18 protein-coding genes are annotated in these 20,639 nt (G+C 35.9%); all 18 read left to right on the top strand.

Going from position 1 to position 20,639, the window contains the following annotated elements:
• The first annotated feature begins 76 nt into the window (after positions 1–76).
• The 18 genes from mdh (at position 77) to thrS (ending at position 20,541) form a co-directional block, all read left to right on the top strand.
• Positions 77–1,012, top strand: coding sequence for a malate dehydrogenase (gene mdh / locus BK577_RS08685; protein ID WP_078432533.1), 936 nt, complete (start codon positions 77–79; stop codon positions 1,010–1,012).
• A gap of 125 nt (positions 1,013–1,137) precedes the next feature.
• Positions 1,138–1,614: a hotdog family protein gene (locus BK577_RS08680; RefSeq protein WP_078432532.1), complete on the top strand. Its 477-nt coding sequence runs from the start codon at positions 1,138–1,140 to the stop codon at positions 1,612–1,614.
• 211 nt (positions 1,615–1,825) lie between these two features.
• Positions 1,826–2,545 carry a response regulator transcription factor gene (locus BK577_RS08670; RefSeq protein ID WP_078432530.1) on the top strand — a complete coding sequence of 240 codons (720 nt, stop codon included), beginning with the start codon at positions 1,826–1,828 and terminating at the stop codon, positions 2,543–2,545.
• The gene (gene pnpS / locus BK577_RS08665) at positions 2,538–4,307 is read left to right on the top strand and encodes a two-component system histidine kinase PnpS (protein ID WP_078432529.1); all 1,770 of its coding nucleotides are present in this window, start codon (positions 2,538–2,540) and stop codon (positions 4,305–4,307) included. The genes BK577_RS08670 and pnpS overlap by 8 nt, the downstream gene beginning before the upstream one ends.
• Positions 4,308–4,665: 358 nt before the next feature.
• A complete protein-coding gene (gene hflK, locus BK577_RS08660) occupies positions 4,666–5,643 on the top strand; it encodes an FtsH protease activity modulator HflK (RefSeq protein WP_078432528.1) in 978 nt (325 codons plus the stop codon).
• Complete coding sequence (gene hflC, locus BK577_RS08655) at positions 5,633–6,562, top strand: protease modulator HflC (RefSeq protein ID WP_078432527.1); 930 nt, start codon at positions 5,633–5,635, stop codon at positions 6,560–6,562. The genes hflK and hflC overlap by 11 nt, the downstream gene beginning before the upstream one ends.
• A gap of 170 nt (positions 6,563–6,732) precedes the next feature.
• Positions 6,733–9,360 carry a DNA polymerase I gene (gene polA, locus BK577_RS08650; RefSeq protein ID WP_078432526.1) on the top strand — a complete coding sequence of 876 codons (2,628 nt, stop codon included), beginning with the start codon at positions 6,733–6,735 and terminating at the stop codon, positions 9,358–9,360.
• Positions 9,361–9,386: 26 nt separating this feature from the next.
• Positions 9,387–10,211: a DNA-formamidopyrimidine glycosylase gene (mutM, locus tag BK577_RS08645; RefSeq protein ID WP_078432525.1), complete on the top strand. Its 825-nt coding sequence runs from the start codon at positions 9,387–9,389 to the stop codon at positions 10,209–10,211.
• A 169-nt stretch (positions 10,212–10,380) separates the two neighbouring features.
• The gene (ytaF, locus tag BK577_RS08640; protein WP_078432524.1) at positions 10,381–11,019 is read left to right on the top strand and encodes a sporulation membrane protein YtaF; all 639 of its coding nucleotides are present in this window, start codon (positions 10,381–10,383) and stop codon (positions 11,017–11,019) included.
• A gap of 19 nt (positions 11,020–11,038) precedes the next feature.
• Positions 11,039–11,632, top strand: a complete 594-nt coding sequence (gene coaE / locus BK577_RS08635) for a dephospho-CoA kinase (RefSeq protein ID WP_078432523.1) — start codon at positions 11,039–11,041, stop codon at positions 11,630–11,632.
• Between the two features lie 193 nt (positions 11,633–11,825).
• Positions 11,826–12,845: a glyceraldehyde-3-phosphate dehydrogenase gene (locus BK577_RS08630; protein ID WP_078432522.1), complete on the top strand. Its 1,020-nt coding sequence runs from the start codon at positions 11,826–11,828 to the stop codon at positions 12,843–12,845.
• Between the two features lie 280 nt (positions 12,846–13,125).
• Positions 13,126–13,506: an adenosylmethionine decarboxylase gene (gene speD, locus BK577_RS08625; RefSeq protein WP_026560846.1), complete on the top strand. Its 381-nt coding sequence runs from the start codon at positions 13,126–13,128 to the stop codon at positions 13,504–13,506.
• 135 nt (positions 13,507–13,641) lie between these two features.
• Positions 13,642–14,040: a cytosolic protein gene (locus BK577_RS08620; protein ID WP_078432521.1), complete on the top strand. Its 399-nt coding sequence runs from the start codon at positions 13,642–13,644 to the stop codon at positions 14,038–14,040.
• 48 nt (positions 14,041–14,088) lie between these two features.
• The gene (gene nrdR / locus BK577_RS08615) at positions 14,089–14,547 is read left to right on the top strand and encodes a transcriptional regulator NrdR (protein WP_026560848.1); all 459 of its coding nucleotides are present in this window, start codon (positions 14,089–14,091) and stop codon (positions 14,545–14,547) included.
• Between the two features lie 83 nt (positions 14,548–14,630).
• The gene (locus BK577_RS08610; protein ID WP_078432520.1) at positions 14,631–16,100 is read left to right on the top strand and encodes a replication initiation and membrane attachment family protein; all 1,470 of its coding nucleotides are present in this window, start codon (positions 14,631–14,633) and stop codon (positions 16,098–16,100) included.
• Positions 16,101–16,103: 3 nt separating this feature from the next.
• Positions 16,104–17,042 carry a primosomal protein DnaI gene (gene dnaI, locus BK577_RS08605; RefSeq protein WP_078432519.1) on the top strand — a complete coding sequence of 313 codons (939 nt, stop codon included), beginning with the start codon at positions 16,104–16,106 and terminating at the stop codon, positions 17,040–17,042.
• Positions 17,043–17,189: 147 nt separating this feature from the next.
• Positions 17,190–18,014, top strand: coding sequence for a putative sporulation protein YtxC (ytxC, locus tag BK577_RS08600; protein ID WP_078432518.1), 825 nt, complete (start codon positions 17,190–17,192; stop codon positions 18,012–18,014).
• A 586-nt stretch (positions 18,015–18,600) separates the two neighbouring features.
• Positions 18,601–20,541 (top strand): threonine--tRNA ligase, encoded by a 1,941-nt coding sequence (thrS, locus tag BK577_RS08595; RefSeq protein WP_078432517.1) that lies wholly within the window; start codon positions 18,601–18,603, stop codon positions 20,539–20,541.
• Positions 20,542–20,639 lie beyond the last annotated feature (98 nt).

Genomic DNA, 20,639 nt, shown 5'->3' with positions numbered 1-20,639 from the left:
AGAATGTGTACATTCAATATATCAATCACATAAGCAGCCCTTTTTCAAAACCTATACATATAAGGGGATGTTAGATATGGCCATTAAACGTAAAAAAGTATCTGTGATCGGCGGTGGCTTTACTGGGGCTACAACTGCATTTTTATTAGGTCAAAAAGAACTTTCAGACGTAGTGTTAGTTGATATTCCTCAGATGGAAAACCCGACAAAAGGGAAAGCTCTAGATATGCTTGAGGCTAGTCCTGTCCAAGGCTTTGATGCAAATATTACCGGTACAGCAAACTACGAAGATACCGCTAATTCAGATATTGTTGTGATCACTGCAGGTATTGCCAGGAAACCTGGAATGAGTCGTGATGATCTTGTCTCAACAAATGCTAATATCATGAAATCTGTGACAAAGGAAATTGTAAAATACTCTCCTGACTGTACGATCATTGTATTAACAAACCCGGTTGATGCTATGACATATGCAGTTTATAAAGAATCCGGATTCCCAAAGCATCGAGTAATTGGACAATCCGGGGTTCTTGATACTGCTCGTTTCCGTACGTTTGTTGCCCAAGAGCTGAACCTTTCTGTGAAAGATATAACTGGATTCGTTTTAGGTGGCCATGGTGATGATATGGTTCCATTAGTACGTTACTCATATGCGGGTGGAATTCCTTTGGAAACACTAATACCTAAAGATCGTTTAGACGCAATCGTGGAGAGAACTCGAAAAGGTGGCGGAGAAATTGTTAATCTATTAGGAAATGGCAGTGCTTACTATGCCCCTGCTGCTTCCTTAGTAGAAATGGTAGAAGCCATTTTAAAAGATCAACGTCGTGTTCTTCCTTCAATTGTTTATCTTGAAGGTGAGTATGGGTTTAATGGAATTTATCTAGGTGTTCCAACCGTCTTAGGCGGAAATGGACTGGAGCAAATTATTGAGCTTGAATTAACAGAAGAGGAGAAAGCTGCACTTAAGAAATCTGCTGCTTCCGTACAAAATGTGATGAAGATCCTTTAATAGACAGCCTGATGAAGAAAGTTGAGGAATTAGCCTCAATTTTCTTTTTTATACATGTTAGTCTAAAAAAGAAAGATACTATTTCTTAGCCTTTTCTAATAAAAAATGATGAAGGTGGTGCAAATATGCTTCTAGGGAAGAAACAGAAACTTGGCAGGCATATTGAAGAAATTACGGTTGGTGAAAAACTAACATTAACCGAAAAGATCGAAGACAAAGATCTTCTTCTTTATTTAGGATTAACAAATGATGCTAATCCACTGTATATTCAACATGATTATGCTTCCCAAACACCATACGAAAAGCCTGTTGTTCCTAGTATCATGCTTACGGGGATTATTACCTCGGCAATATCTAAGTATCTGCCGGGACCAGGAAGTCATATCATCAAACAAGAAATTTCATTTCTTCAGCCACTTCATCATTATAGTGTTATTCAATTTTTGTTCGAAGTGAGTGAAGTGTTTGCTTCTGAAAACAAAATCATTATTCGTGTACATGCAGAAAATAAGGAAAATGATATCGTCTTGGAAGGGAAAGTAACAGTTTGTCCTCCTTATAAAATAACTCCTATTGAGGGAAAAGCATTAGAGAATTTTTAGCATATGTAATTATTGAGGGCTGACTCATAATGGGTCAGCTTTTTCCGAGTAAAAATGCTAAATTAATTTATTCTTTAGTTATTTTTACTAATATTGAAACGAATGGTTGCTCTTCTTCCTCACTATTCGCTAGAATAGAAATACACAATAGAATAATAAAAAGAATAATTGGTTCAGGTGAAGGGAAATTAAATCCTTGGAGGCCCTATAAATGAGTAAGAGAATATTAGTAGTAGATGATGAACAATCAATTTCAACCCTATTAAAATATAACCTAGAACAAGCAGGTTATCATGTGTTAACAGCTATGGATGGTGAAGAAGGGTTACACATATGTATAAAAGAACAACCTGATTTACTGGTACTAGATTTAATGCTGCCAAAAATGGATGGAATTGAGGTTTGTAAACAGCTTCGTCAGCGGAAACTTATGGTTCCTATTCTTATGCTTACTGCGAAAGATGATGAATTTGATAAAGTACTAGGTTTAGAATTAGGTGCAGATGATTATATGACAAAGCCTTTCAGTCCAAGAGAGGTTGTTGCAAGGATAAAAGCTATACTAAGAAGAAGTCAATCACATGCTGATACGGAAACGATAGAAATTGAGGACGCAAATCAAATAATAATTGGTGATTTACGTGTTTTACCGGATCATTATGAAGCGTATTATGGGAAGGAACGTTTGGATTTAACTCCAAAAGAATTTGAGTTGCTTGTTTACCTGGCTAAGCATAAAGGTCGTGTTCTGACAAGGGATCAACTGCTTAGTGCTGTTTGGAATTACGATTTTGCAGGAGACACGAGAATTGTTGATGTACACATTAGTCATTTGCGAGAAAAAATTGAAAGAAATACAAAGAAGCCATTATATATAAAAACAATAAGAGGATTGGGGTATAAGCTTGAGGAGCCTAAGATGAATGAATAGGTTCCGTTCACGTTTCTTATTTGCGCTCATCACGTTAATTGTTTCAGTGTTAGTAGGTTTAGGGTTATTATTAGGCCAAATCTTTAATAGCTATTATCTAAATTCATTTAAAGAGGAAATGATGAAAGAAGCGGAGCTTACACGATCAATTGTGAAAAATGAGGATCTAACAAATCAAGAGATAGAAGGACTTCTAGATGAGTTGGGAGAAAAATATACATCACATATAACGGTTATATCAAATCAACAACAAATCATTTTTGAAGCAGGAATATTAAAAGAAGGTCATGATCACCAACGTTTAATGGAGAATATATATCCGATCATGAAAGAACGAACAAAAGGATATTATTATACAGACCAGGTAGAAGATGTTGCGTATTATGGGTTTCCAATAAAAGAAGGATCGAATAGTGAAGGAGTCGTCATCGTTAGTTCATCTGTAGATTCATTAACAAAAGTGAATAACCAGTTGTGGATGATACTTGTAGCCTGCTTAGGTATCGCGTTTATTATTATCCTTTTAATAGGTGTGCGTATTACTGCGCAATTTACACGTCCAATTGAATCAGCAACAAAGGTGGCAATGGAGCTGGCAAAAGGAAATTATAAGGCGCGTACATACGAAGACCATCTTGATGAAACAGGTATGTTAAGCCAGTCAATTAATATACTGGCCAGAAATCTTCAAGACATGACAAGGGCACAAGAAATGCAACAGGATCGACTACAAACACTCATTGAAAATATGGGGAGCGGCCTCATTTTAATTGATGGAAGAGGGTACATAAATTTAGTTAATAGAGCATATAAGGAACTTTTTGAGGTTGATTCGGCTAGCTTTCTTTATCAATTGTATCATGACGCATTTGAGCATCAGGAAATCATTGAAATTGTGGAAGAAATATTTATGACAGAAGTAAAAGTCCGAAAACAATTACACCTTCCAATTAAGATAGAGCGAAGACATTTTGAAGTGTATGGCGCACCAATTATCGGTACAAATGATGAGTGGAAAGGAATTGTTCTTGTTTTCCATGATATTACTGAATTGAAAAAATTGGAGCAAATGAGAAAAGACTTTGTTGCAAATGTCTCACATGAATTAAAAACGCCTATTACTTCTATAAAAGGGTTTAGTGAAACATTATTAGACGGGGCTCTTAGTGACAAACAAACAGCTGAATACTTTCTTTCAATTATTTTGAAAGAAAGTGATCGCCTTCAAACGTTAATTCAAGATTTATTAGATCTTTCGAAAATTGAGCAGCAAGGCTTTCTTCTCTCTATCCAACCTTGTGATCTAAGAGAAATATTGGAGGACATTTCAGTCATACTTGAAAGTAAAGCGAAAGAAAAAAATGTTGAATTAAACATGATTCTTCCCGATAATTTAACTTATATTGAAGGCGATATCTATCGCTTAAAACAAATTTTCATTAATTTAATTAACAATGCTCTGACCTATACACCACAGGGTGGATCTGTTAGTGTAAGGGTTGAAAAACAAGATAATTTTGCACTTGTAACCGTGTCTGATACAGGTATTGGGATTAAGAGCGAAGAAATACCAAGAATTTTTGAACGGTTCTACCGTGTTGACCGCGCAAGAAGCAGAAATTCAGGGGGAACCGGTTTAGGACTTGCGATTGTTAAACATTTAGTTGAGGCACACAAGGGACAGATTAGTGTTCAAAGTGAAGTTGGAAAAGGAACAACCTTTACGGTGAAATTAAATAAAAAAATAGACCTCCTACCTTAATTCAACTAAATAATTTATATTTTCGACATACTTTACAATTAATTTACATCAAATTTAAGATTGCTTAATAAAAGGTTGGTATTATACTAAGTGAAAACCCCTTCATCCAAGGAGCCAATCTTTTGGACGTAAGTCATGTACTTACGTCCCTTTTTTTGTTTAAACGGCTTAATTTCATTATCAGTATAATGGCAATGCTTAGTGGACTCCCCCCTATATAGTAGTCTTTCTCAATGAATTAATTCTTGGATTATGACAGACGATCCATAAGTATGAAATATTTGAAACCTTTTTGAAATGTAATCGTATGTATAGTATCACAATAGAATAGAAGTACGTGAGAAAGGTAGGGGGAGACATGTTAAGTTTGAAAAGGATTTTTTCCATCATCAGCTTTGCCTTATTAATTATTGTTTTAGCAATTGTTGCATTTACTTCATGGTATACCGTTGATGAATCAGAACAAGCAGTTATGATTACACTTGGTGAAGTTGAAGAAGGTGTAAGCGAGCCGGGCTTACATTTTAAATATCCGTGGCCGATTCAGTCAGTAGAAGTTCTATCAAAAGAAACCTTTAGTCTTCAGTTTGGCTATAAAGAAACAGAAGACGGAGAGGTAGAGGACTTTCCAAAAGAAACCAAAATGATTACAGGTGACGAAAATATTGTTTTAGCAGATATGGTTGTTCAATGGAAAATTACTGAACCGGGCAAATACTTATTTAATGCAGAAAATCCAACGGAAATGCTTGAGGATGCTACTTCTGCGAGTTTGAGGAGCATTATCGGCAGCTCAACAATAGATAATGCCTTAACATCGGGAAAAGTAGAAATTGAAAAGCAAGTTCAAGAATTATTAACTACTTTAGTCGAAGAATATGATATTGGGATTACAATTTTAGCAGTTAAATTACAAGATGTTGATTTACCTAATGAAGAAGTAAGAAAAGCATTTACAAATGTTACTGATGCACGTGAAACAATGAATACAAGGAAGAATGAAGCAAATAAATACCGTAACAAACGAACAGAAGAGGCACAGGGGGAAAAGGCTGCCATTATGTCTTCAGCTGAAGGTGATAAAGCTGCCCGTATGGAAGAAGCCCGCGGTGATGTAGCGCAGTTTAATGCTATTTATAATGAATATGTAAACGCAAAGGATATTACAAAAAAACGTTTAGTATTAGAAACAATCGATCAAGTGCTTCCTAATGCAGAAATCTACATTATGGAGGACAACGGAAACACAATGAAGTATTTACCGATCAAAGATGGAACGGCAACAAAACCTGTAGCACCAACTGAGCAGGAAGGAAGTGAAACGAATGGCCAATGATAATGTTGTAAATATGGAAGAGAAAAAAACGTCCTTCACATTTAAGGGATATCTTCGGGCAGGAGTGATTTTTCTAATCTTTATTGCACTTCTTGTCGTTATTCTAACAAACTTATTTATTGTGAAAGAAAATGAATATAAAGTTGTGCGTCAATTTGGTGAAGTTGTCCGTATTATTGAGGAACCGGGCCTGAATTTTAAGATTCCTTTTATTCAATCGGTCACTACTCTACCTAAATATCAAATGACCTATGATGTAGAAGAAGCAGAAATAAATACAAAGGACAAAAAGCGACTTATTATAGATAATTACACTGTTTGGAGAATAGAGGATCCTAAGAAAATGATTTCAAATGCAAGATCAATTGTTAATGCTGAAACAAAAATGGCTGAATATGTATTCTCTACTGTTCGTTCTGAATTAGGACAATTAAATTACGATGAAATTATCAATGATGAAAAGTCTTCAAGAGGCAGCTTAAATGACAAAGTAACAGATATCGTTAACAATCTGCTTGAACAAGGTAACTATGGGATTGTTGTTAAAGATGTTCGAATGAAGAGAACTGACCTTCCTTCAGAAAATGAAGAATCTGTATTTACGAGAATGATCTCGGAACGTGAATCAACTGCACAGGGTTATTTATCTAAAGGGGATGCCGAAAAAAATAGTATCATAGCTGAAACAGATCGAGAAGTAAAAGAAATGCTTGCTAAGGCAGAGGCTGATGCTGAGGTTATTCGAAGTGAAGGAGAAAAAGAAGCAGCAAAAATTTATAATACTGCTTATTCAAAGGATCCTGCATTCTATGAAATGTACAGGACATTACAATCTTATAAACAAACCATCGATGAAGAAACAGTCATCATCATTCCATTCGATTCACCTTATGCAAGTTTGCTAAAGGGAGTACAATAAAGTGAGACTTACTAACCGTTAAAATGCAATAAACATGTGAATAGAGCCCTGGTTTTCCTTTCTATTTGTAGTCATGATAAAATAGAAGTGGAGAATCAGGGTTTTTACATACGTAAAAAAATGAAAGCTTGCGAATTATTATTTTTCGCATGAATAGAGGAGGAAAAGGATTGACAAAAAAGCTAGTATTAATTGATGGGAATAGTATCGCTTATCGTGCTTTTTTTGCATTACCTTTACTAAACAATGATAAAGGTGTACATACGAATGCGATTTACGGGTTTACGATGATATTGATGAAGATTCTTGAGGATGAAAGGCCATCACATATGCTTGTTGCATTTGATGCAGGAAAAACAACATTTAGACACGAGACCTTCCAAGAGTATAAGGGAGGAAGACAAAAAACTCCTCCTGAATTATCAGAGCAATTTCCGTTTATCCGGGAGCTGTTGGATGCTTACCAAGTATCAAGATATGAATTGGAAAATTATGAAGCAGATGATATTATCGGGACATTATCAAGACAAGCTGAGAAGGACGGCTATGAAGTTAAGGTTATTTCTGGAGATAAAGATTTAACACAATTAGTAACTGACAAAATAACTGTGGATATTACGAAAAAGGGTATTACAGATGTGGATTCATATACGCCGGAGTTTGTACAGGAAAAGTATGGCCTAACACCAGAGCAAATCATTGATATGAAGGGCTTAATGGGTGATACGTCTGATAATATACCGGGAGTTCCTGGCGTAGGAGAAAAAACAGCAATTAAGCTGTTAACAGAGTTTACATCATTGGAAAATGTTCTAGGGTCAATTGACAAGGTCAGTGGGAAAAAGCTTAAAGAAAAACTTGAGGAAAATCGCGACCAAGCATTAATGAGTAAAAAACTCGCTACCATAGACTGTGAAGCACCGATTGCTATTGGACTGGATGAAGCTCACTATGAGGGGTTTGATTCTAAAAAGGTTACAGAGCTGTTCAAAGAATTAGGTTTTAATTCTTTATTAGAAAAAATAGGAACGGATGCTGCTGAAGAGGAGGAAATAGAAGAGATCAGTTTTGAAGTTGTCAGTGAGTTCTCACAAGAAATTTTATCGGATGAAGCTACTCTTTATGCAGAGGTTTTAGAGGATAGCTATCATCAAGCTGATATTATAGGCTTCTCGATCATAAATCAACAAGGACATTACTTCATACCTGCGGAGTTAGCTTTAAATTCTGCTCAATTCAAAGAATGGGCAGAAGATGAAACAAAGAAGAAAACAGTCTATGATGGGAAGAAAACAACTGTAGCTCTTAGATGGAAAGGGATTTCATTAAAAGGAATTAACTTTGATATATTAATTGCGGCGTATTTATTAAATCCTTCTGCTACCTTCGAGGATGTAGCAAGTGTCTCAAAAGCACATGGAGTATTCGTTGTCCAACATGACGAGGTTGTGTACGGTAAAGGAGCAAAGCGTTCTATACCAGGTGATGATCAGGTAGGAGAGCATCTTGTTCGAAAAGGACTAGCTATGTCTGATTTAAAGGAAAAGCTTATTAATCAATTAGAAGAAAATGATCAATCTGCTCTTTTATATGATTTAGAGATGCCTTTATCATTAATACTTGCCGAAATGGAAGCAACTGGTGTTAAAGTGGATGTGGATCGATTGAAAACAATGGGAAAAAACCTTACTGATCAGTTAAAGACATTAGAAGAGAGTATTTATGCCCATGCAGGAGAAGCCTTTAATATTAATTCGCCAAAACAGCTTGGTGTCATTTTATTCGAAAAATTAAATCTGCCTGTTGTGAAAAAAACAAAGACTGGATATTCAACTTCTGCGGATGTATTAGAAAAGCTTGAAGATAAACATGAGATTGTAAAGGATATTCTCCATTACCGGCAACTTGGGAAGTTACAATCTACATATATTGAGGGCTTACTAAAGGTTGTTCACAAAGATACGCAAAAAATTCACACAAGATTTAATCAAGTATTAACGACGACAGGCAGACTTAGCTCAATAGATCCTAATCTCCAAAACATTCCAATCCGCTTAGAGGAAGGGAAAAAGATTCGGCAGGCATTTGTTCCATCTGAGAAGGATTGGGTCATTTTTGCAGCAGATTACTCACAAATTGAGCTGAGAGTATTAGCACATATTGCGAACGATAAAAATTTAGTAGATGCATTCCAAAATGACTTAGATATTCATACAAAAACTGCAATGGATGTTTTCCATGTATCAGAAGATCAAGTTACCTCAAATATGAGGAGACAAGCGAAAGCAGTTAACTTTGGTATTGTGTATGGAATAAGTGATTTTGGACTTTCACAAAACTTAGGAATTACTCGTAAAGAAGCAGGAGAATTCATTAAGCGCTATCTGGAATCATTCGTTGGAGTTCAGGAATACATGGAAGATATTGTTGCTGATGCAAGAGATAAAGGCTATGTTAAAACACTGCTCCAAAGAAGAAGATATATACCGGAAATTACTAGCCGCAATTTTAATCTTCGCAGCTTTGCAGAAAGAACGGCAATGAACACACCTATACAAGGGAGTGCAGCTGATATAATTAAGAAAGCTATGATTGATATGGCCGAAAGATTAAAAAAAGAAAACCTGCAAACGAAATTATTGTTACAGGTACATGATGAATTGATATTTGAAGCTCCAAAAGAGGAAGTAGCTATTCTTGAAAAAGTTGTTCCAGAGGTAATGGAAAATGCTGTTGAATTAAAAGTACCTCTAAAAGTAGATTATTCTTATGGAAACTCATGGTATGATGCGAAATAAACTTTATTCTAAAAGGATGTGAGTACATGCCTGAATTACCAGAGGTTGAAACAGTGCGAAGAACACTGATTGAACTTGTAAAAGGTAAAACAATAAAAAAGGTTTCTATCCATTGGCCAAAAATGATCAAAAAACCTGATGAAATTGAACAGTTTAAAGATGCATTAGCAGGTCAAACCATTCATGATGTGAATCGGAGAGGAAAATTTTTAAAATTTATTTTGGATGACTATGTCCTTGTATCTCACTTAAGGATGGAAGGAAGGTATGGTTTATTCTCGGCTAATGATGAAGTAGAAAAACATACACATGTGTTGTTTACATTTACAGACAACACAGAGCTTAGGTATCGGGACGTAAGAAAATTTGGTACTATGCATTTATTTAAAAAAGGAGAAGAGGAGCAATATCCTCCTCTTTCTCAGTTAGGCCCTGAACCTTTTTCAACACAATTTACCAAAGAATATCTTAAAGAACGATTAGCGAAAACATCTCGTAAAATCAAAACCGCTTTACTTGATCAATCAGTCGTTGTAGGACTTGGCAATATTTATGTAGATGAAGCTTTATTCAGAGCGGGAATAAACCCAGAGCGAACAGCTGGGCAATTATCGAATCAAGAAATTGAACATTTACACAATGAAATTGTCAACACTCTTAATGAGGCCGTTGCACAAGGGGGCAGCACGATTCGATCTTACGTAAACACACAAGGTGAGATTGGGATGTTTCAGCTTCAGCTATATGTTTATGGGCGGACAAATGAACCATGTAAAAAATGTGGGCGGATTTTAACGAAAACTGTTGTTGGTGGACGTGGGACACATTATTGTTCAACATGCCAAAAATAAAAAAGGGTAAAGATATCAAAAAGATGTCTTTACCCTTTTTTCTGCGATTCTAATTAGTGAGCAGAAAACATAAGGTAGCCCATATCGAAAAAAATACTTTCTTCTTTAACATTCTCTAGGCGTTTATCATACACTATGTTAGCAATCAGAAGGAAGGGGCTAGACCTGTATGTTTCAATATACTTCACTTTTGTTATTAGCATTCGCAGTTAGTTTAGATAGTTTTTCAGTTGGATTTACGTATGGAATGAGGAAAATGAGAATCCCCTTAAAGTCGATATTGATTATTGCGTGTTGTTCTGCAGGAACTATGCTAGGGGCTATGTTTCTTGGTGAGGTGTTAACAAGGATTTTCCCTATTTATATTACCGAAAAGCTTGGCGGATTTATTTTAATGCTGATTGGGGCATGGGTTTTATATCAATTTTTTCGACCCTCAAAGGAAAGCGGAGAGGAAGAAGAAGTTGAGAAAACGATCATAAACTTTGAAATTAAAACCCTTGGTATTGTCATTAATATACTTAGAAAGCCGATGACAGCAGATATTGATAAATCAGGAACAATTACAGGAATTGAAGCATTTTTACTTGGGTTGGCATTATCTTTAGATGCCTTTGGTGCTGGAATTGGAGCTGCTTTATTGGGGTATTCGCCAATTATTATGAGTGTATTGGTAGCGTGTATGAGCTCTCTTTTTGTTTCGATAGGAATTAAATCCGGGCATATTTTTTCAAGATTTTCATGGGTAGATAAATTCTCTTGCCTTCCGGGGATCATTCTCATTATGATAGGTATATGGAAACTATAAATGATGGAGGCAAAATGCTGTGACAGTTGTCATTGGATTAACAGGTGGAATAGCAAGCGGAAAAAGTACGGTTTCAAACATGATAAAAAAGTTAGGAATAACAGTTGTAGATGCTGATGAAATCTCAAGGGATGTCGTTGAAATAGGAAAACCCGCGTATAATCAAATTGTTGATGTTTTTGGTGTGGACATTTTACAACAGGACCATACTCTGGATCGTGGGAAGTTAGGTGCTTTGATTTTTAGTGATCATAAGAGGAGAGAACAACTAAATAAGATTGTTCACCCTGAAGTACGTAAAGAAATGCTTCTACAAGTAGAAAAAGAAAGAAAACAAGGATCGCGTGCAGCTGTCCTGGATATTCCATTATTATTTGAAAGCAAGTTGACCTATATGGTGGATAAAACACTTCTTGTATATGTAGATGAACAAACTCAATTAGAGCGGTTAATGCAACGAAATGGTTATACCGAGGCGGAGGCAAAACTACGTATCCAATCACAACTTCCTTTAAAAGATAAACGAAAACTTGCTGATGAAATAATTGATAATAACGGTTCCTTAGAAAATACACAAACCCAGCTGGAAGCTGTGTTAAAAAAATGGATTTAGACGAAAAAAGAGACTATTATATGTCTCTTTTTTTTACTTTTTAACCTTTTACCAATAAGTATTAATAATGCCCATTTTAAAAATATGCTTTACAAGGATGAAAAAAACGATCTATATTTACATATAATGTGTTATACTAATTAGGGTTTATTGATTATTAGTATGACATATATGGAGAGGGAGGATTTTTATTATGGTGACTAATATAGCAATAAATGGATTTGGTCGAATAGGGAGAATGGTTTTTCGACGAGCTATTTCAGAAGGGTTAAACATAAAAGCGATCAATGCAAGCTACCCTGCAGAAACGCTGGCACATTTAATTAATTATGATACAAATCATGGAGCTTTCGAGGGTAGTGTGATCGCTATGGACAATCATTTAGTCGTGAATGGTCGAAAGGTGTTATTGTTGGATGAGCGGAATCCTGAAGAGCTTCCTTGGAAGCGGTTAAATATCGATATTGTTATAGAAGCAACAGGCAAATTTAATCATAAAGAAAAGGCGATACTACATGTGAATGCTGGAGCAAAAAAAGTGATACTAACAGCACCGGGAAAGGATGAAGATATCACAATTGTTATGGGAGTAAATGAACAAAATTATAATGCGAATGAGCATATAATTATATCAAATGCTTCGTGTACCACGAACTGTTTAGCCCCTGTCATAAAGATACTTGATGAGGAGTTTACAATAAGAAATGGTCTTATGACAACCGTTCATGCGTACACGAATGACCAAAGAAATATTGACAATCCGCATAAAGATTTAAGGAGAGCAAGGGCCTGCGGACAGTCGATCATTCCTACGACAACTGGTGCTGCAAAAGCTCTGGAGCTGGTCTTGCCTAAAATGAAAGGCAAACTTCATGGAATGGCACTAAGAGTACCAACACCGAATGTATCACTTGTTGACTTGGTTGTTGATGTGGATAAATCTGTTACGGCAGATGAAATTAATCATGCCTTTTTATCAGCATCACAAACATCATTAAAAGGCATTCTTGATTATTCTACAGAGCCTCTAGTATCCGTTGATTATAATACAAACCCCTTCTCAGCAATCGTCGATAGTTTATCAACTATGGTCATTGATCATCATAAAGTGAAGGTACTGGCGTGGTATGATAATGAATGGGGATACTCATGCAGAGTAGTTGATTTAACAAAAATGGTAGAAAAAAGTATGTCACAATTATTAGGTGTATGAGAATTTAACGGATAATTAAGATTCCTACGGAAAAAGTAATAAATGCATGATCATGTTGGATGAAACCCTTTAACTAAGATATGACAAATAATTTTTCAAAAGTTTGTTGCAAAACATATACAAACAAAGTATACTATTTTTCGTGAACTTCTTATCAAAGCCAAGGTGTTAAGGCTACTTAAAGGGTTAGGACCTCTCTGGACTAACTTTCCCCCGTGGTAGTACACATACCATACGCGAAGAATTCATGTAAAAACTAGTTAAAGGGGGATCCATGAATATGGAAACAATGGGTAGACACGTAATCTCAGAATTATGGGGATGCGATTTTGATAAGTTAAATGACATGGATTACATTGAAAAAACATTTGTAAATGCGGCGTTAAAGTCAGGTGCAGAAATTAGAGAGGTTGCTTTCCACAAATTTGCTCCACAAGGAGTAAGTGGAGTTGTTATCATCTCTGAGTCTCATTTAACCATTCATAGTTTTCCGGAGCATGGTTATGCAAGTATTGATGTTTACACTTGTGGTGATTTAGATCCAAATATTGCTGCAGACCATATTGCGGAGTCTTTAGGTGCACAAACACGTGAAAATATCGAAATACCAAGAGGTATGGGACCTGTACAAGTAAAGCAAGCGGAAGCGAAAGCTCTTTAATTTGAAACAAAACATTCAGAGGTGTAGATTATTTAATCTGCACCTCTTTTTATTATCGGAAAATTTCAGTATGATAGTAATAGAATAACTTTTCATACATAAAGGGAAAAATAAATAATAAAGGGGAATTCTAAAATGAGTTTTGTGAATAAAATTAAGGATTTTTTTAGCACGCATCAAGAAACAAGGGATAAACATTATAATCCAGACTTGCAAAGCCGTTATTATAAAACAACAAATAAAAAAGCATTGCAGTCAGTAAAGGAATTAATTGAGCAAAACCCGGGGATGACAGTGACTTCGGTATCAGAAGAACGTGGAGAAATGAGCGTGAACATTGACCGCCCTAGAAAGGCATTTTTAATTGTAACGGTTATTTCTGTGCGTCCTTTTGAAACAGCTGTTGATCTGACTGCCACCACAAATACTGTGTTACCAACAGACTTTGGTTACAGTAAAAAAATCATTCTTGATTTATATAAGAAGCTTGATCAAAAAGAAACATTTGTTGGTGCAGGAAAAAGTGGAAGATAAAGACCTGGGTCATAAACCTGGATATGACGTAAAGAAGGAGTTGGTCATATGAAATGTCCTTCGTGTCAGCATAATGGGACAAGGGTATTGGATTCTAGACCTGTAGATGAAGGTAGATCAATACGCAGACGCCGTGAATGTGAAGAGTGTCAATATCGTTTTACAACATTTGAAAAAGTCGAAGAATTTCCTTTAATTGTTGTGAAGAAAGAAGGAACAAGAGAAGAATTTAGTCGAGAGAAAATCTTAAGAGGTCTCATCAAAGCTTGTGAAAAGAGACCTGTTCCTTTGCAAAAGCTTGAAGACATTGTTCATGAAATTGAGAAAGAGCTCAGAAATCAAGGTGTTTCTGAGGTTAACAGTGAATTAGTAGGCGAAATGGTAATGGATAGGCTGGCTAGAATAGATGAAGTTGCATATGTGCGGTTTGCATCAGTCTATAGACAGTTTAAAGATATAAATGTCTTTATTGAGGAATTAACAGATCTAATAAAGAAAGTAAGATAAGTGATGAAAGAGCTAATGGAGAGAAATCCTTCAGCTCTTTTTTCAGTGGTGTGTTTTATAATAGGGATGAAAGGTTGAGGGGTATGGAACAGCATTGGAAAGAACTGCTTGCTATTGATCGATATACAGTTAAAAGTAAATCAGTTCTACAAGACTTAGATCGAAAAATCATGACATTACTTTATCAGCCGTTAATAGGTTCAAAATCTTTTAGTCTTTATATGACTTTATGGGGAGAATTAGAGCAAAATCGCATTTGGAGTGTTGAAACGACTCATCACAGTTTAATGACTCTAATGCAAAGTAATTTGCGGGAAATTTATCATGAACGAATAAAATTAGAAGGACTAGGATTGCTGAAAACATATCTAGATGAAGTTGATGGTGTGAAAAGATATGTATACGAGTTACAGACACCTATTCGACCTAATGAGTTTTTTCAAGATGGTGTATTAAATATTTATCTGTATAATCGTGTTGGTCGAAATAAGTTTTTACAACTAAAAAGATTTTTTTCAGATGATCAAATGGAAGAGGGAATGAAGGAGATTACGAAATCGTTTGACGATGTGTTTGATTCCGTTCGCTCTGCAGAAATGATGGGTAGAGTAAATAAGGAAACAATGGATGATCTAACACTTGAAAATGAGAGAGAATACCTTCAGTCAGATAGTCGGTCTACATTGGAAATATCAGATGCTTCATTTGACTTCGATTTATTTTTCTCCGGTTTATCAGATGCGCTTATTTCTCCAAAAGCTTTTACACCTCCTATAAAAGAGGTGATAAAAAAGCTGTCTTATCTATATGGAATTGGTGCAGTTGATATGAAAAATGTGGCCATGTCAAGTCTTGATCAGGATGATATGATTGATGTAGAATTGCTCAGAAAATCAGCGAGAGACTGGTATCAATTCCAAGTGGGAGATGAATTACCGAACCTTGTGGATAAGAAACAACCTATTACATTACGGTCAAAGCTTAACAAAAAACAGTTATCAAAAGAAGAAGAACTAATGGTTCAATTAGAAACCATTTCACCAAGACAATTTTTAACGGATGTTGCAGGAGGAGTCCCGCCTGCTGTGGGTGATTTGCAAATTATTGAAGAGGTCATGGTTCAACAAAAGCTTGAGCCGGGTGTTGTGAATGTACTGATTTATTACGTTATGCTGAAAACAGATATGAAGCTTACAAGAGCTTATGTTCAAAAAATTGCAAGTCATTGGACAAGAAAACAAGTTAAAACCGTGAAGGAAGCAATGGACTTAGCGAAACAGGAACATCGTCAATATCAACAATGGGCAGAGGAAAAAACAACATCCAAGAAAAAAACTCAAAGTAAGAAAACGCCAATTCGAAAGGAAATCCTTCCAGAATGGTTAAAAGATGGCGAAGGTAATACAGACAAAGAAGAACAGCAACAAGACAAAGAGGGAGTAGAGAAAAAGAATTTGGCGCAATTCGAATTAGAAAAGAAGAAATTATTTGATCGAATAAAAAAATATAAGGATAATAAAAACGGTGAAATGAATGAAAGGAGGAATGAGTAGAATATGGAACATATGAGCAAATCATTAAAAAAATTAACGAGCAGACCTGATTTTAATGAACGATACAACGATTTAAAGAAACAGGTGTTAAATAATCCTGATATACAAGCATTTATTACTAAGCACTCAACAGAAATTGAAGACGGAATGATTAACAGGAGTTTAATGAAGCTTTATGAATTTATTAATCAAAGCAAAAACTGTGAAATGTGTCCATCTTTGGCTAAATGCAAAAATTTATTGCAAGGCTATCATCCCCGTTTAATCATACAAGGTCGAATCATTGATATTCAATATGATAAATGCCCAACAAAAGAGCTTCAAGATGAAAGGAAAAAAAATGAGGCACTTATTAAAAGTATGTACATTCCAAAGGACATTCTTGAAGCACAGTTTGACAAGATCGATGTTGATGTCGAGGAAACAAGCCGCCTTCAGGTTATTAGTATCGCTCAGGATTTTGTAGAGGCTTATAACAGTGGAAGCCATCCAAAAGGTATCTACTTGTACGGATCCTTCGGAGTAGGCAAAACGTATATTTTAGGTGCTATCGCAAATGAACTTGCCTCACATAAAGTACCTTCAATGCTTGTTTATGTACCGGAATTTATGAGGGAATTAAAGGGGTCGTTTCAAAATTCATCACTCGATGAAAAGCTGGATGCGGTGAAAAAAATACCGGTATTGATGCTGGATGATTTAGGTGCAGAATCTGTATCAAGCTGGGCACGGGATGAAGTTCTGGGAACAATTCTACAGTATCGAATGCTTGAAAATCTGCCTATTTTTATTTCATCAAATTTTAACCTAAAACAACTTCAACATCATCTTTCCATTTCCCAACGTGGAGAAGAAGAACCGGTTAAAGCAGCAAGGATTATGGAACGGATAAAACATATGACCGTTCCCATTGAACTGATCGGTAGAAACAGAAGAGGGTAATAAGGAAGTTGCTTTATAGATTCTCGAATCGACTATCTCAAAACATGAGGTAGTTTTTTTTCTAATGTAAACCCATTTATTTACTTCTAAATAAGAAATCTCCCCCATATACATAGATTGAAGTGCTGGCAAATAGGGGGGACAAACATGCTTGAGATATTATTTGGGTCTCCGAAAGAGGCAAGGACGATGTATTCAATTTTTCGTTCAATATCTGAAACAGCTTTATCTGAGCTACAATTAGTAAACAATCAGTGTATAAAAATCACCCCGAAATCTTGGGATATCACACTAGAGCAATTTGTTATACCGGGTCTTACTCAATTTATTATTTGTCATAAAGAGCAGCATTTGATTATGAACATGCTGAAAGAACTTTATTATTTTTCAGATGAAGAGGAACAACAACAGATTTTACATATTACACAATCTATAATTGAGGGAGAAAGGGAAGAAATCCCGAATGTGCAAAAATTAGCACCAAGAGAACACTTTGTAAAAGAGGCATTAGAGGAATTTTTGCGTCCAGATTTATATTTCACCTATTCGTCCTTTCAAAAGTTCCGATTGCAAAAATATCTTAGTAGTTTAAGAGACTATGTGGAAATTGCGATTGAGGAATATAAGATGGAACAGGAATATCAAAATTTCATACAAAGTTTACGAGAATATTTATGTGAAAATGAAAGCAAAATCCCGAGGGTTCACCTTGTGTATGATAAAGAATATGTGATTTATAACGAAAACAAGTGTTTGATATCTGATAAGGATTTAAAGACGTTAATTGATAAGGAATTTGTATACAAACATCCCATGTATATAGATACAAAGTTATTAGCGCCATTGGTATCAATGGTTCCTGTAAAGATTTCTCTCTATGCAAATGATTCTCTAGATGGCATGATTCAAACAATCTTAAATATATTTGAAGAGAGAGTCACAATCCATCGGTTGGAGGATTTTTACAAATAAACATAGATGTGATTAAAAGTACATCGTACATAGTATAGCTTAAATATCGTCTTGATTTTATCGGAAAAACAATTTATAATAACGTAATAATTGAACAAATGATCTGTCATGATAAGGACATGAGCTTGTTTGTACGGTTCCCAGAGAGGGAAGGAAATGCTGAAACCTTCCTAACACGATGAGCAAACTTACCACCTTTAAACTTCAGTTGTGAACAGTTACATTCTAACTTATTAATAGCTGACGGTCTTCCCGTTATCGATGTTGAGCCAAAGTCTTATTCAGCTTACTTATGAAATGCATGAATGATGATTTTTACAGACTTTGGGAACAAGGGTGGAACCACGATCCATTGACTAAGTTTATTAAACTCGTCCCTTTTTAGGGGGCGAGTTTTATTTATTTTCAGAGCAAGCCCTGATGCTAAGTTAGTAATTAGTGTCGGTGTCTAGTTCCAGCGCCTAGCCCCTCGAGGTCATAAGCCGCTCATGAATGGAAGGTAAAAAACACCTTCTATTCATGAGCGTCTTATGCTGGTCGGGGCTGATCGAGGCGCTTCCACATTTCAAAGAAGGAGTGAACAAGGATGTCAGACGTTATAAAAATTGCGTTTCCAGACGGAGCTGTGAAGGAGTTTGCAAAAGGTACCACAACTGAAGATATTGCGGCATCCATTAGCCCTGGTTTAAAAAAGAAATCACTTGCAGGGAAAATAGATGGTCAATTAATTGACTTGCGTACACCGATCGAACAAGATGGTGCCATTGAAATTGTTACACAAGATAGTGATGAAGCATTGGAGATTATGCGCCATTCAACTGCACATTTAATGGCACAAGCGATTAAACGTGTGTTCAAAGACCAACCCGTTAAACTGGGAATTGGACCGGTTATTGAAAATGGATTTTATTATGATATTGATATGGAACAGGCGATCACACCTGAGGATTTACCAATCATTGAAAAAGAAATGAAAAAAATTGTGAATGAAAATCTTGAAATTGTTCGTAATGAAGTAAGTCGTGAGGAAGCTCAGCGTCGTTACGAAGAAATCCAGGACCCTCTGAAATTAGAGCTTTTAGAAGCAATTCCAGAAGGTGAAGCTGTCTCAATATATGAACAAGGAGAATTTTTTGACTTATGTCGTGGAGTGCATCTTCCTTCAACAGGTAAAATTAAAGAATTTAAATTACTAAGTGTTGCAGGTGCATATTGGCGCGGAGATAGCAAAAACAAAATGCTTCAACGTATTTACGGAACAGCTTTCTTCAAAAAAGCTGATTTAGATGAGCATCTTCGTATTTTGGAGGAAGCAAAAGAACGTGATCATCGTAAATTAGGGAAAGAGCTTAGTCTTTTCACAACATCACAAAAAGTAGGTCAGGGTTTACCGTTATGGCTTCCAAAAGGTGCAACTATACGCCGTATTGTAGAGCGATACATCGTTGATAAGGAAGAAAGATTAGGTTACCAGCATGTTTATACACCTGTTTTGGCAAGTGTTGAATTATATAAAACATCCGGACATTGGCAGCATTACCAAGAAGATATGTTTCCAATTATGGAAATGGATAATGAAGACTTAGTACTTCGTCCAATGAACTGTCCACATCATATGATGATTTATAAAAATGATATTCACAGCTATCGTGAGCTGCCAATTCGTATCGCTGAACTTGGAACAATGCACCGCTATGAAATGTCAGGTGCGCTAACTGGCTTACAACGTGTACGTGGAATGACATTAAATGATGCCCATATCTTTGTGCGTCCAGATCAAATCAAGGATGAATTCATTCGCGTTGTTCGATTAATTGAAGCAGTTTACAAAGATTTCGGAATTGAAAACTATTCATTCAGATTGTCATACCGTGACCCGGAAGATAAAGAAAAATACTTTGACGATGATAGCATGTGGGAAAAAGCGCAAAGCATGTTAAAGGGTGCAATGGATGAATTAGGTCATGACTATTTTGAAGCAGAAGGTGAAGCGGCATTCTACGGACCAAAGCTGGATGTTCAAGTAAGAACAGCTCTTGGCAAAGATGAAACGTTATCAACTGTTCAATTAGACTTCTTACTTCCGGAACGCTTTGACTTGAATTATGTGGGAGAAGATGGAAAGCAACATCGACCGGTTGTTATCCACCGCGGTGTTGTATCAACAATGGAGCGTTTTGTTGCATTCTTAATTGAAGAGTACAAAGGGGCATTCTCGACATGGTTAGCTCCGGTACAAGTTCAGGTTATTCCGGTTTCACCTGCTATTCATCTTGATTATGCGAAGAAGGTCCAAGAACAACTTCAAGAGGCAGGACTTCGAGTAGAGTTAGATTCCAGAGATGAAAAGATTGGTTACAAAATTCGTGAATCGCAAATTCAAAAAATACCTTATATGCTCGTAGTTGGAGATAATGAAATTGCTGAAAATGCAGTTAATGTTCGTAAGTATGGTGAACAAAAATCAGAAACAATCGCATTCGAGCAGTTTATTCAAAACATTCAACATGAAGTAAAAAGATCATAAAGTAAGACTTTATTCAACAGGGGTTGTTCCACCGGTTTTGAATGTGAAATCAAAAAAGTTATTGCAAGAAGAGAATTCTTCTGATAGAATTACATTTG

This window comes from Metabacillus halosaccharovorans, assembly GCF_002019635.1.
GTDB classification, from domain to species: Bacteria; Bacillota; Bacilli; order Bacillales; family Bacillaceae; genus Metabacillus; species Metabacillus halosaccharovorans.
This window is presented reverse-complemented; position numbering and strand designations above follow the sequence as displayed.